The following is a 12,325-nucleotide window of genomic DNA, read 5'->3' as shown; positions in this document are numbered from 1 at the left end:
GGGTCCTGTGGAGGAAGAGCCGCTCGCAGGACGCGCCTTCGGCGAGGTATACCGCGTCCAGGGACGCAGCGACCTGCGCGCGTTCCTCCTCGACGCGGTGCGTGCATCCGGCGGCCGTGTGCTCTACGCGAGCGATCCTCACCGCGCACCGATCTACCTTGGCGTACAGCTTGGCTCCGACGAGCGGATCGGTATGCTCGTCTATCCCTTCCGCGTCACCCGGAACTCGATCAAGAACCGCCCCGACGACGAGGTCCGCGGCCAGCTCCGATATGGCGCTGAGCAGTCCTGGAAGCGAGAGCACCCCGTCGGACGCGATGTCACCGGCGTGGACGTAACCATGATTCTCGGGGTCGATCTCGCCGACGGCGTCATCCTCGGCCTGGACGCCAACCTCTGGGACCCTCTGCCGATGGGCATCTCCTTCTACGCCAAGGACGCAGCGATCCAGCGGGCCAAAGCGTCGAGCTGGCACGTGTGGGAGAAGATCAACCGGCCAGGAACGAAACGCACCGAGCCCCGCTCCCCCACCAGCCTGGAGACACTCGTTGCGTTCACGCCCGACCGCCTCATCGACTACGCGCGTCTCGAACGACGAGCCACCTCCCTGCGCCTGGACCCACCGCTGCGATACTCGGCTGCCGTCGCCCTCGCGGGCAAGTCGGCGGTCGACGAGCTGCCGCGGCGGCACGTGCTGGAAGAGCAGTTCGCGCTCACCAGCGAGCAGATCCTCGACATCATCGGTGGCCGCAACCGGCTCTCCGTCGCCGTCCGCGGCGGGGTCGCCGAGTACCACCTGGAGCACCTGCTCGAATCATCGCCCGACGTCGCCGCGGTCGAGCGGCTCGACGTGGACGCGATGCACGACTTCAACGTCACCCTCACGGACGGAAGGCTGGTGCGGGTCGAGTGCAAAAACGCGAGCCCAAAGACGTCCGCTAGCGGGAGCTTCAAGGTCGAGGTACAGAAGACGCGCGCCTCCAAGGGCGATCCTGCGTCGCGCTTCTACCCCGTCGACGACTTCGATGTCGTCGCGGCATGCCTGTTCTCACCGACTGGACGGTGGGATTTCCGTTACGGGCACACCTCACGAATGGCGCGGCATAAGGACTTTCCCGACCGGCTCGCGCCTATCCAGACGATTACCGACGAATGGGAGGAGAGTCTGTCTGCGCTCGCCGAGTGACCTCGTCGAGCGCAAAGGAGGGCATGTCGGAGGTCGCTGCTGTAATCGCGATATGCAGTGAGCGACATCGACCCGAACGGAGCGCCCGCGTGAATTTCCTGAAGTACGACCTTGGCAACGTCGAGAAGGGCTCCATGGTTGTCGTGACGCTCAGCACCGGGGCGAACGTCCGCCTCATGGACTCGGCTAACTTCAATAGCTATCGACAGGGTCGCCGCCACCGCTTTTACGGCGGACTTGCGAAGGTCTCACCGTCACGGATCGTCGTTCCGTCGACGCGTCACTGGTACGTCACCATCGACCTTGCCGGCCTGCGCGCAAGCAGTGTCCGTGCCAGCGTCAACGTCGAGCCAGGGGCTCTTCGGCCGCTACGCTCGGCGGACGGATCGTTGGCAGGCATCCGGACTGAGCCGCCCGTTCGTCTCACTCCAGATGAAAGCGGCCAAACTTGGGACGTCTTCATCTCGCATGCAGGCGAGGACAAGGCCTCCGTCGCCCTCCCCCTCTATAAGGCGCTCACCGAACGTGGCCTCAAGGTATGGCTGGATAAGGGGGAACTAAGCATCGGGGACAGCCTGCGCCGAAAGATCGACTACGGCCTAGCGCACTCTTCGTTCGGCGTCGTGGTCTTCTCGAAGTCGTTCTTCGCGAAGGGCTGGCCACAGTACGAGCTGGACGGCATCGTCGGTATGTCAATCGCAGGCAAGCAGCGGATGCTTCCAATATGGCACGAGATCTCCAAGGATGAGATTGAGTCACAGTCGCCATCGCTGGCCGACAAAATTGCCCGCACTACGGCCACCAGCACCATCGCAGAGATCGCGGATGAGATCGTCCAGGTAGTACGCGACGTGGACGCCACCTGAGCAAACTCGCGCCCGGTAGCCTCGAATCAGCAGATCAGCACGGCGAACGGGGCGTAGATGTCGAACGAGGACGAGCCGCGCTCCGAGATCGAGCTGGTCAGTGATGGGGACGGCCTTGCGGTGATCGGTGACCCCCTGGCGGTCGAACGCTTCCTGTCCGCCGCGGGCGTCGCCTCGCGCGACCTAAACCTAGCGCACGCCTTCGGCGGTGCGCTCAACGTCGGCTCGGCTGCAGCGAAGGGCGGCTCTGAGGTCGCTGCTAGCGCCGGTCGCTGGGTGAAACTCACCGAGGAATCGGCCAAGGCGCTCAAGCTTGGCAACGCCATGAAGGGCTCGTCGGACAGTGTCAGCCGTGCCATCGTGACCACGAGCAAAGGCAAGATCACGAACATCCTCGAGTTCGTGAAGCCCGGCACCGTCGGCTCAATGCTCACTAACCCGGCGATGCTGGCTGGTGCGGCGGGCATCATGGCGCAGCTCGCCATGCAACAGACCATGCAGGAGATCACGGACTACCTCGCCGTGATCGACGAGAAGGTCGACGACATCCTGCGGGCACAGAAGGACAATGCGCTCGCCCGCATGATTGGGGTCGGGCTCGTCATCGACGACGCCATGCTGAAGCGCGAGCATGTCGGCCGCGTCTCTGAGGTGACTTGGTCGAGCCTGCACGGTGCTGCGCAGACCATCGCGGAGACGCAGTCCTACGCCCTCCGCCGTCTCGATGCTCTGGCCGAGAAGCTGGAGAAGAAGTCTCGCGTCGGGGATATCGCCGAGGTCGCGAAGGACGCCGAGCGTGAGGTCGAGGAGTGGCTGGCCGTTCTGGCACGTTGCTTCCAGCTCCAGGACGGCCTGGCAGTGCTCGAGCTCGACCGTGTGCTCGACTCCACGCCAAATGATCTGGACCGGCACCGCGAGGCTATTCAGGCGGGCCGCGCCAAGCGCCGGGATCTCATCGCGAAAAGCACGGAGCGGCTGCTCGCTCGTATGGATGCCGCCGCGGTGACTGCGAACACTAAGGTGCTTTTCCATCCCCTCAAGCCGGGCGAAGTGGTGCGCTCGAGCAATGAGGTGGGCGCCGCCGTGCTGGTCTTCCACGAGACGCTCGGCATCTCCGACACCCGCGTCACCCTGGAGAAGAAGCGCTGGAAGATCGCGGCTATCGAGGCGCGAGACGCTACGGTCGAAGCCGGCGCCGCAGGAGTTCAGACGGCCGGGCGACTCGGAGCACGCGGAGCAAAAGTGGTCGCGTCCTTCAGCGTCGACGTCGCTCACAATGCGAAGGACATGGCCGGGAAGGTGTCGAGCACCATCGCTTCCAAGATGCGTCGGCGCGACAGGGAAGAGCCGTCGGACGCCGACGCATCATGAACCTGCTCGAGGATGGCTCGTTCCGGCCGGCGGGTGAGATTGATGCCATCGTCCCGAACGACTTCGGCGTCTACGCAATCCGCCTTCGGGTGGGCTCGTCGCTACCCGAGCCGTTCCCGACACACCTGGCGTCACGTCGCTCTCGACTCATTTACATAGGGAAGGCGACCTCGCTGTTAAAACGCATGCTCCGCAACGAGCTACGCGGCCGCGGCCATGGCACCTTCTTCCGCAGCATCGGAGCCGTGCTTGGTTACCGGCCGGTGGCAGGATCGCTCGTCGGCAAAGCGAACCAGTACAACTTCAGCTTCGTGGCCGAGGATCGGGCGCGCATAGTGGCCTGGATCGACGAGAATCTCGAGGTGAGCTGGGCGGTGTTCCCCGAGCCGGATGTCCGCGAGGCGGAGAAGGCGCTCATCCTCAAGCACACGCCGCTGCTCAACCTGGACGGCAACCCCTTGGCGCTGGCTGAACTCGACGCGCTCCGTATCGAGCGCCGCACCACCGCAGCCGGGTTGTCCACTCCCGCGTTGTAATTTCTAATCCAGCGACCGTCTTGTCAGCATCGCGCTCATGGTTCATAGTCATGCGCAGATATGGCGCGAAAGGCATCACGCAGCAGTTTTGCGCTATCGACCAACTCTACGGCGAGTTGGAATTGACGTCGAAGCGCCACGGATTCACAATCGTCGAGCTGCTCATCGTGATTGTCGTCATCGCGATTCTCGCGGCGATCATCTCTGTCGCGCGCCGCCCCAACGGAGGTCTTCGAGCATCAGATACGCATCAGCTTCAGTCTTCAGGGAAGACGCGAGCTTTGGGATGCGCCCCGCCTGAATAATCCGGTCGTTCCTGTCGGGATGCGCCCCACGGCGGCGGCTCACCTGCATCACTCGCGGGAATGCGTAAGGCCCGGCTCATTCGAGCCGGGCCTTACGCATTCCGGTCGGGATGACAGGATTTGAACCTGCGACCCCTTGACCCCCAGGTGGTACGGGTATGGCCCATAGCCCACTTGACCAGGGATTTTGTGTTTCAGGAGTGTGCTCCGCGCATCACGTTTGCACAGTTTGCAGGCCGTTGGTCACCCGATTGGTCCACTTCAACCATGGCTCAGAGAGACTCTTCGAGCGACTGCTGAACGTGCAGCGGTGAGACGATCGGAACAACTGTGGGTGTCCCCACATCTCGGATCCAATCTTCTAGGTTCGCGCCGGCGAGCGTTCTGTCGGCCTGCCAGGTTCGACCTCTCGTGTAGATGGAGACCTCAGTATCCTCGAACTTCGTGCCAGCCTCGACAATCGACACCACGTTGCACTGGACCTCAAGCCCGTACTTGGACAAGGGAGCCTTTCCGACCACGTCCAGCAAAAGCTTCGAAAGTCGAGCACTTTCAATCTCGGAAAGCTCGTCGGCAACCACAACCGAGCAATCGATCGTTCCGTAACCCGTGCGAGCGGGTTTGTAGTTCACGGACTCGACTTCCATAAGCACGGCGCACACCTGCGAAGTCGTGAAGCCTCCCCGAAGCAACTGCTTTGCAAGCTCCTTTGGATACTTGAGCATTCGCAGTTCAAGCAGCCGTTGAGTCATGACGCTCACTGGCTTTGACTCCAACTTTTCCCTGGGAACTGCCGGGGCACCTCCGCGGAACAGCGAGACGTACTCCGGATTCAGTTCAATACCGAGGCCACGCCGCCCCTCTTGAATAGCACCTGCCACAACGGCACCGCTACCGGCGAAAGGATCGAAGACGACGTCACCTTCATCTGACGAGAGCACGACCATACGTCGAACGAGCTCAGGGGGAAACGGGCACGCGTGGCGGAATGCAGCGTTGTCCCAACTTCCCTGCACCGGGATCGGTATCTCCCAAACGTTGTCCGGTGACATACCCCACGGGTTGTGCCGCTCGGGATACTTTACCCACCATGACTTGAGGTTCCCGGTGTCCCGGAGGCGGTCAACGTTGAACGTGAAGCTATTCGACTTCACGAAAAACAGGACGTACTCGAACCCATTTCGGAGTTTTCCGCGGTGAGACCATGGACGGGTTCTATCTTTCCGCCAGATCACAACTTCTCGAAGAGTCCAGCCGACGGACTCCGCCTGTGCCGCAAGCTCGAACGGCAAGGGCACAAGGCGAGAAGGGGATCCGTTCTTACGCCTATCAAACAAACTATCGGCAACGACCCACATAGAGCCGGTATTAAGCGTCCACTGGTGAACACTTCGAAAGATTGACTTGCACGATTCGAGATAGTCCTCATAGGACTGCCCGAATCCAATCTGATTTTCGCTGCCATAGTCCACGAGTGTGGCGTAGGGCGGCGACGTGATCGTCGTCTGCAGGAACGGTTGACCTTCACGGCCCGCGGCGCGAGCAGCACGCTCCATCAACGCACCCAAGTCTCTGGCGTCTCCCTGGTGCACCGTCCAGAAGGCCGGATCCGATGCGTCCAAGCCGGCCGGCTGTGACGCGGCGACAGCGTCAGTCACTCGTATCGTTCTCCTCCGCCGAACAGTCTCCGGGCCACAGCCCACTCTAACGGCAGGCGCCGACGACGAACGCTACCGCGCGCCGAGCCGGCGCGACACGGCGCTCACGCTATCCTGGCAGCCCGGTGCTGGTGAAGTCGCCGGCCCGAACGAGGGGAAACCGAAGGTGGCGAGCCCGAAACCCAGGACGAGGACTCGGAAGAAGGCTACTCGTAAGCCGGTAGACCCTGCCATCCTCGAACAACGCCGCTTCGCTCGGTTGATTAGGACGATGTTCACAAACATGGGCTTCACCCATGTGCCCGCCGAAGGCAAAGAAGCCAAGTTTGGTAACAAGACGGGCGAACTGGACGCAGTCTTCGTGTACGAGAACGTTCTGCTGGTTGTCGAAGATACCACCAGCAAGAAACCTTTCGATCACGCTAAAAACAAGAAGCTCCTGGCCGAACAGATTCAGAGCTCAAAGGTCGAGTTCATCGAGTGGCTCCGCTACACGTTTCCAGAGCACGAAGATGCAATCAAGGCCTACTCCCCCAAGAGATTTCAGCTGTTCTATCTCTACATCTCACGCACCGAGATGGATCTCGATGACGACGACCTGGCGCTCCTTGCGCCCATGAAAATCGTTTCGGTGCGAGCACTCAACTACTTCGACAAACTCGCCAAGACAATCCGACGCTCCGCAAAGACGGACCTGTGGCGATTCCTCGAACTGACTTCGAGCGATATTGGCGCAGCAAATGCAACAAACGATGTCAAGTCGATCGATACAACAATCATCTCACCGGATGACAGCACCGGATTCAGCAACGGAGTCCGACTTGTCTCGTTCATGATCTCAGCGGATGTACTGCTCCGCAACTCATACGTGCTTCGAAAAGACAACTGGGGATATTCGACAGATCTTTATCAGCGCTTGATCGACGCTAATCGCATAAGGAAAATCCGACAGTATGTAGCCAGCGACGGCTCTGCCTTCTTGAACAACATCATTGTTGGACTCCCGCCCGACGTCACCTTCCAGACCTCCGACAAGTCTCCGATAGAGCTCGACGACATTCAGGACTACTCGGCCTATCGGATGACCATCCCTGACGAGTTCAATTCATTGTGCATCATCGACGGGCAGCACCGAGTCTTCGCCCACTACGAGGGCAACGACGAGCTGGAGCCGAAGGTTGCCGCGATTCGTGGCAAGGTACACCTCTTGGCAACGGGCCTCATCTTTCCTCCGGGCATGGACGAGCTCGAACGTCTCAAACTACAAGGCGAGATATTCCTCGACATTAATTCGAATACCAAACCCGTACCCGCTGATGTGCTCCTAGCGATCCAATCGCTGCGAGCCCCTTATGCGGATGTCGCAGTCGCGCGCCGAGTACTCGAACTCTTGAACAAGCAGTCGGCTTTCCGCAACATGTTCCAGCTGTCCCAGATGGACCAGGCGCCCATCAAGATTGCATCGATCGTCAAGTTCGCCCTTCGCTACCTAGTCGATATTCAGGCAAAGTCCGGACTATTTGCGGAGTGGGTAAAGGGGGACCCCGCGCGCACAAGCCTCAGAACCAAGAGCAACAGCGAGTTGCTGACCGAGTATGTGAATTACTGCACGGCGACACTTAATCTGTACTTCAATGCGCTGAAAGCTCATCATTCCAGCGAATGGAATGATCCTCAAAACAAGATCACCTCCACAACCGTCATCAACGCAATGATCATCGCGCTTCGCCGTTCACTGCCCGCCCTAGGAGTCCTGACTTTTGAGGAGTATGCGTCTCTGGTGAAGGCATGGCATGTCGATTTTTCAACAGGTACCTTCCCCTACGCCTCAAGCCAGTACGCACGTTTTTCGCAGGAGATCCTAAGAGATATGTTCAACCTCGTTGAAGAGGATGGACGCTGGGTCGCCTCGAAGTAGTTCCCGACGCCATGGTCTCGATGTCGCGGAGCCGGTTCTGGGCGATCTCGCCCTCCCAGTAGTCGCGGTTCGTCAATGACATCTTGAAGCGCTCAGGTATCCGTGCCAGTAGCAACCGTCGATGAGCACCACGACCCGGGCGCGAGTGAACAGCAGGTCCGCCGCTCGACGCAGGTCGCGCTCCGGTCGCGCGTTGACCCGGTACCGGTGCCTTACTACGTGCACCAGGCGGCGCACCGCCAGCTCCGCCTGCGTGTCCCGGCTTCGATTGCCCTGCACGGTCTTCCGGGTGGCAGCTGGAGGCACACGGCACGCACATGGTGCGAGACTACGCGCGCTGCGTTCCCGCCTGACCGAGTGGCGGACGCACCGGTGGCTGAGCCGCTCACCTGCGCCACCATCGCCACCGGACCTCCCGGGGGACCAGGCCCGCAGCGAAATGGCATCAATCAACCGCTATCCCGAAAGGTGGAAAGACCCTTCTCGGCTGCTCCCAGCTTCTGCTCTAGATTGTCCAGCCGAGGGTATACCCACGAAAGCGCCTCGGCCGGGCCATGAACATCGATGGCGGGCAACACGTCACCCCTCGGGGGGTACTGTCCTGCGAGGACGCTAAAGAGGACGTCCTTAATCTGCGCTAGAACGACGGCGCCGCTGTAGCCGTACGTTGGCCCCTCCGGACGAAGCCCGTATTCTTCGCGATGTGGCTTGGGCAGTGCCCAGTATCGAGCGTGGGCCGAGGCAACTCTCTTTGGTAGCGCTCGGACCTGCTCAAGAACGATCTCATCAGCCGCCATCGCCTTGAGATCCATGATCGATGTGACGTGCACGTTGCTCTTGTGAGTCACGGCAACTGCGCCGCTTTGAGCCCCGGACTCGGACAGCAAGACCCCACGATCTGCACCGACGTCCTCGACGATCGATCTCAGAGTCAACACGTGGGACTTGTCGACTGGTCGCTTCCAGTGCTTGCACTCGATGACCCAGTTCACGGCCAATCCAGCACGCTCGAAACTCGCGTAGACATCGACGTCATGGCTCCCACGCGCCCCAATAACTCGCAGATCGGTGCGCACGTCGAAGCCGAGCTCTTGGAACAGTCCTGCTGCCTGTTCTTGGTAATCACGCCAACCCGTCAACCTAGTTCGCCGCCTCCGTGAGCAGGCGCACGGTCGCACGCGCGATGTCGGCTGGCCTGTGGCTGATAGTAAGAAGCCGCAACAGTTCTTCGTCAAGGTGAGGACCAATAGCGGCACTAGCGTATGCGTCATGCAGCGCGTCCAGCGCGACTAGGACCTGTGCGTCCTCACCGTCAGCGGGGTACGCTCCGGGCGCCCAACCATCGAAAAACTGCGGATATAGACGCTGCGCGACTGCGGCTGCCGCGCCCCCGTACCCTCCGGCGACGAGCAGCAGACGTCCGGACTGAATGGTCAGACGTGCTTCTTCGACCACGCCGGGTTCCGCGCCGACGTAGCCCGCGAGGCGCCCCCAACAATCAGACGGGCCGTTGTTCCGCTCGCGACATATTCGCGCATCGCGGTCAATGCGTTGCCCGGCGCGTGACTCCAAGAGCCGTCCAGGGCACGCGAGATCGGCACCGTCTTACGCGACTCGGAAACCAACGTCAGTCTGCCGACGTCACCGAGATTCCTGTCTGCCGTCATCAGCTCGTCTGCCGTTAGCTTCCGGTACTCAGATTCGGCCAGCGTGATCTCAAGCGCGGATCGTCCACTGCTGAAACGTTGGGCCTCTTCGATCAGGATCTCGGTGTAGCCACCGGGATTGAGGTGACCGCCGTATACGACGGTTCCTCCCGCGAGCATGATCGCTCTGCCAACTTCGGCGACGACCAGTCGGCAGTGTTGCTCAGTGAGACCAAGACGCGAGAGATCGGCGCTCTCAGAGACTGACAAGGCGACTTTCTGGCCCGAGAGAGCGTCTCGCGAGATGAGGGTGGGTTCGCTCATGTCTTGAGTGCTCCACCGCGCGCAGCGAACGTTCGGGGCGTCAAGATGTCGACGTTGACGTCGTAGCCTGCCACCGCGCACAACTGCAGCAGCACCTCTCGTTCCGCGTGCCCGAGCGGCGGATCGGGGTGAATGACCCAGAGGTGCTTGTCATCTGGCTGCGTCTCTTGATGTGAAGCGAGCCAGGGGGCGAGTGTGGTCGGCTCAGGCGATTGCGCGGGAAGCCAATCGAACCCGTCCTCCGAGAGATAGGACGTCTGCGCTTGCCAAAGAGTGTTCTTGAGCGTCTCGTCGACGAGCCTGTTGAGGGCGACGGCGACACCCGGATCAGGGTCGGCGAGGTCACAGACCACCGAGGGGACGTGGTCCATCAGGAAGGAGCCCCGCTCCTCACCGGCAGTGAGCGCGTACATGCAGACGACCGGCATGCCGCTGTGCTTCGCGGCGTGGACCTCACGTTGCGTCCAGTCTCGCGCGGCATAGACGTCGGTGCGGATCATCAGCAACGCGCTGCTGCCAGCGGCGTCCTCAAGCGTCCTCTCCCAATCACCGCCAGGTTGGATGTCTTGCGCGTCGAAGAAGGCCGACAGGTGAGACTGCTGGATGTGGTCGCGCACACGCTCGAACATCGCGGGGCCGGAACGCGAGGCTTCCTCTGAAGAACGGTGCTTCGTGTGGCTCACGAACACCGTCAGCCGTGCGGGGAGGCTCGCCTCCTGCTGGATCTGTTGGGCGATCGCCTGCGCCAGCTCGCGCCCGAACAAGCCGGCATCCGTGTTCACATGAGCGGGCAGAGTCTGGATGCCGCCGAGGATATGACTGACGATGCTGGTGTCCCATTGCAAGCCGTTCGCCACCACGGGGTAGACGCCTACGCCAGCCCTCTGGTTTAGTGCGGCGATCTCGCGAAGGTACGTGTTCCATGGATTGCCCGGCTCGGCCGCTGCGCGGAGCAAGTTCGTGTCGATGATCGGGACGATCGCGTTGAACTGTGCGGTCGGGAGTCCCTCGCCGAGCGGCGTCGCAATGCCCAAGGGTCGTGGCGCCGCTCCGTCCTCCCAGGGATCGCTGCGCGCATACACCTCGACGGCACCGCCGGCCAGTCCCGAGAATGCCGGGCTATGGAAGTGCTCATGGAGCTCCGCGAATCGCTCGGCGCCGATCGCGTCGTCGGGATGCCAGACGACGAACACGTCGAGGATCGGCGGGATCGGCACGCGCTCTCCTCTCGAAATGCCTCCTCATCGGGGCGATGTCGGTGGTGAAAAGTAGACTATCCCTGGAAGGGAGGAGCCCGAGATGAGCGACCAGCACAACATCTTCATCAGCCACCGTCACGAGGACGACGCGCTGGTCGGAGATCTCAAGAAGATGCTCGCCGGCAGCGGAGCCGAGATCCGGGACTCGTCGATCACGAGCGAGACCCCGAACAACGCGAAGAGCCCCGACTACATCAGGACGCTCCTGGCGGACCAGATCCGATGGGCGGGAAAGATCATAGTCATTATCTCCCCCGACACGAAGAACCATGAGTGGGTCGACTGGGAGATCGAGTACGCCCGCAAGTTCCCCGACAAGCGGATCGTAGGAGTCTGGGCGCCAGGCACCACGCACGACGACATGCCCGAGCCGCTCGAAGACTACGCGAACGCGATCGTCAACTGGGATGCCCAGGCGATCATCGACGCTCTTGACGGTAAGGACAACTGGACAGAACCCAGTGGTGCTCCCGCGCCCGTGCAGTCGATTCCGCGGGCTGCCTGCTGACAGGGAGGTCGAGCGTGAAGGTGTTCAGCTACATCGTGCGCTACGACGTCGGGTTCGCGCCAAACCCCTTTCACGGGGTCTGCTCTCTCGCCACATGCAAGCAGGACATCCGCAAGGTCGCCCAGGTCGACGACTGGATAGTCGGCACCGGCTCCCGACCGAACGGCAAAGCCGGCAACCTCGTCTACGCGATGCGCGTCTCAGAGATCCTGAGCTTCCAGGAGTACTGGGACGAGGAACGCTTCGCCGAGAAGCGGCCAAACCTTCGGGGCAGCCGCATGCAGCACTTCGGCGACAACATCTACCACCGCGATCCCGCCGGTGATTGGATCCAGGAGAACTCACGCCACAGCAAGGACGACGGTTCTCCGGAGGCGCGTCACATGGTGCGCGACACCAAGAGCGAGCGGGTGATGCTCGGAGACGAGTTCGTGTACTTCGGCGGAGACGGCCCGGTCATCCCCGAATCGCTGCGCAACGACTACGGCTTCGACCTCGTGCACTCGGCACCTGCATACCGCAGCAACTTCACGGACGAGCACGTCGCTGCGATCATCGAGTGGGTGCGATCGCTCGAGCAGGGGGTGCAGGGACGCCCATACGACTGGCCACGGCGCCGGCAACCGGCAGCACAAGCCGCATGAGCGCTCACACCTAGAACATGGGCTCGAGGACGCGCGCACGCGCGTGCTCATCGCCCAGCACCTCGTTTTGAGGAAGGTGATCGTTGATCCCCCACTTGGGCGGG

The 12,325-nt window shown here is 61.7% G+C and carries 12 protein-coding genes and 1 pseudogene; 8 read left to right on the top strand and 5 right to left on the bottom strand.

Features of this window, described 5'->3' with window-relative positions:
* Positions 1 to 7 precede the first annotated feature (7 nt).
* The 5 genes from IT882_RS05720 to IT882_RS17280 all read left to right on the top strand — a co-directional run bounded on the left by IT882_RS05720 (position 8) and on the right by IT882_RS17280 (position 4,264).
* Positions 8 to 1,186: a hypothetical protein gene (locus tag IT882_RS05720; RefSeq protein ID WP_195694130.1), complete on the top strand. Its 1,179-nt coding sequence runs from the start codon at positions 8 to 10 to the stop codon at positions 1,184 to 1,186.
* An 89-nt stretch (positions 1,187 to 1,275) separates the two neighbouring features.
* A complete protein-coding gene (locus tag IT882_RS05715) occupies positions 1,276 to 2,052 on the top strand; it encodes a DUF1883 domain-containing protein (RefSeq protein WP_195693529.1) in 777 nt (258 codons plus the stop codon).
* 57 nt (positions 2,053 to 2,109) lie between these two features.
* Entirely contained in the window at positions 2,110 to 3,423 is a 1,314-nt protein-coding gene (locus IT882_RS05710) for a hypothetical protein (RefSeq protein ID WP_195693528.1), read from the top strand.
* Positions 3,420 to 3,959 (top strand): GIY-YIG nuclease family protein, encoded by a 540-nt coding sequence (locus tag IT882_RS05705; RefSeq protein ID WP_195693527.1) that lies wholly within the window; start codon positions 3,420 to 3,422, stop codon positions 3,957 to 3,959. Before IT882_RS05710 ends, IT882_RS05705 begins: the two co-directional genes overlap by 4 nt.
* 50 nt (positions 3,960 to 4,009) lie before the next feature.
* The gene (locus IT882_RS17280; protein WP_195693526.1) at positions 4,010 to 4,264 is read left to right on the top strand and encodes a type IV pilin protein; all 255 of its coding nucleotides are present in this window, start codon (positions 4,010 to 4,012) and stop codon (positions 4,262 to 4,264) included.
* A 272-nt stretch (positions 4,265 to 4,536) separates the two neighbouring features.
* Here IT882_RS17280 and IT882_RS05695 read toward each other — a convergent pair whose 3' ends face one another.
* Entirely contained in the window at positions 4,537 to 5,922 is a 1,386-nt protein-coding gene (locus tag IT882_RS05695) for a DNA-methyltransferase (RefSeq protein WP_195693525.1), read from the bottom strand.
* Positions 5,923 to 6,205: 283 nt separating this feature from the next.
* Here IT882_RS05695 and IT882_RS05690 point away from each other — a divergent pair, with 283 nt between their 5' ends.
* The gene (locus tag IT882_RS05690) at positions 6,206 to 7,840 is read left to right on the top strand and encodes a DGQHR domain-containing protein (RefSeq protein WP_195693524.1); all 1,635 of its coding nucleotides are present in this window, start codon (positions 6,206 to 6,208) and stop codon (positions 7,838 to 7,840) included.
* Positions 7,841 to 7,912: 72 nt separating this feature from the next.
* On the opposite strand, the gene IT882_RS17275 is transcribed toward IT882_RS05690, so the two are convergent.
* The 4 genes and pseudogenes from IT882_RS17275 to IT882_RS05665 all read right to left on the bottom strand — a co-directional run bounded on the left by IT882_RS17275 (position 7,913) and on the right by IT882_RS05665 (position 11,027).
* The gene (locus IT882_RS17275; RefSeq protein ID WP_418887782.1) at positions 7,913 to 8,077 is read right to left on the bottom strand and encodes a hypothetical protein; all 165 of its coding nucleotides are present in this window, start codon (positions 8,075 to 8,077) and stop codon (positions 7,913 to 7,915) included.
* A gap of 212 nt (positions 8,078 to 8,289) precedes the next feature.
* Positions 8,290 to 9,018 (bottom strand): restriction endonuclease, encoded by a 729-nt coding sequence (locus IT882_RS05680; RefSeq protein ID WP_418887771.1) that lies wholly within the window; start codon positions 9,016 to 9,018, stop codon positions 8,290 to 8,292.
* A pseudogene (locus tag IT882_RS17270) lies at positions 8,981 to 9,810 on the bottom strand (hypothetical protein). The gene IT882_RS05680 and the pseudogene IT882_RS17270 overlap by 38 nt, the downstream one beginning before the upstream one ends.
* Positions 9,807 to 11,027: a toll/interleukin-1 receptor domain-containing protein gene (locus IT882_RS05665; RefSeq protein ID WP_229382331.1), complete on the bottom strand. Its 1,221-nt coding sequence runs from the start codon at positions 11,025 to 11,027 to the stop codon at positions 9,807 to 9,809. The pseudogene IT882_RS17270 and the gene IT882_RS05665 overlap by 4 nt, the downstream one beginning before the upstream one ends.
* Positions 11,028 to 11,109: 82 nt before the next feature.
* Between IT882_RS05665 and IT882_RS05660 the strand changes: the two genes are divergently transcribed.
* Entirely contained in the window at positions 11,110 to 11,577 is a 468-nt protein-coding gene (locus IT882_RS05660; protein ID WP_195693520.1) for a TIR domain-containing protein, read from the top strand.
* 14 nt (positions 11,578 to 11,591) lie between these two features.
* A complete protein-coding gene (locus tag IT882_RS05655; RefSeq protein ID WP_195693519.1) occupies positions 11,592 to 12,221 on the top strand; it encodes a hypothetical protein in 630 nt (209 codons plus the stop codon).
* Positions 12,222 to 12,325: the final 104 nt, after the last annotated feature.

The sequence above is a fragment of the Microbacterium schleiferi genome, from assembly GCF_015565955.1.
Lineage (GTDB): Bacteria > Actinomycetota > Actinomycetes > Actinomycetales > Microbacteriaceae > Microbacterium > Microbacterium schleiferi_A.
The sequence above is the reverse complement of the archived record's forward strand: the minus strand, read 5'-3'. Positions and strand labels throughout refer to the sequence as shown.

Bases quoted from the DNA above. Each gene is read 5' to 3' on its own strand.
- IT882_RS05710 (WP_195693528.1), top strand. From the start codon at position 2,110: ATGTCGAACGAGGACGAGCCGCGCTCCGAGATCGAGCTGGTCAGTGAT.
- IT882_RS05660 (WP_195693520.1), top strand. From the start codon at position 11,110: ATGAGCGACCAGCACAACATCTTCATCAGCCACCGTCACGAGGACGAC.
- IT882_RS05705 (WP_195693527.1), top strand. From the start codon at position 3,420: ATGAACCTGCTCGAGGATGGCTCGTTCCGGCCGGCGGGTGAGATTGAT.
- IT882_RS05690 (WP_195693524.1), top strand. From the start codon at position 6,206: ATGGGCTTCACCCATGTGCCCGCCGAAGGCAAAGAAGCCAAGTTTGGT.
- IT882_RS17280 (WP_195693526.1), top strand. From the start codon at position 4,010: ATGCGCAGATATGGCGCGAAAGGCATCACGCAGCAGTTTTGCGCTATC.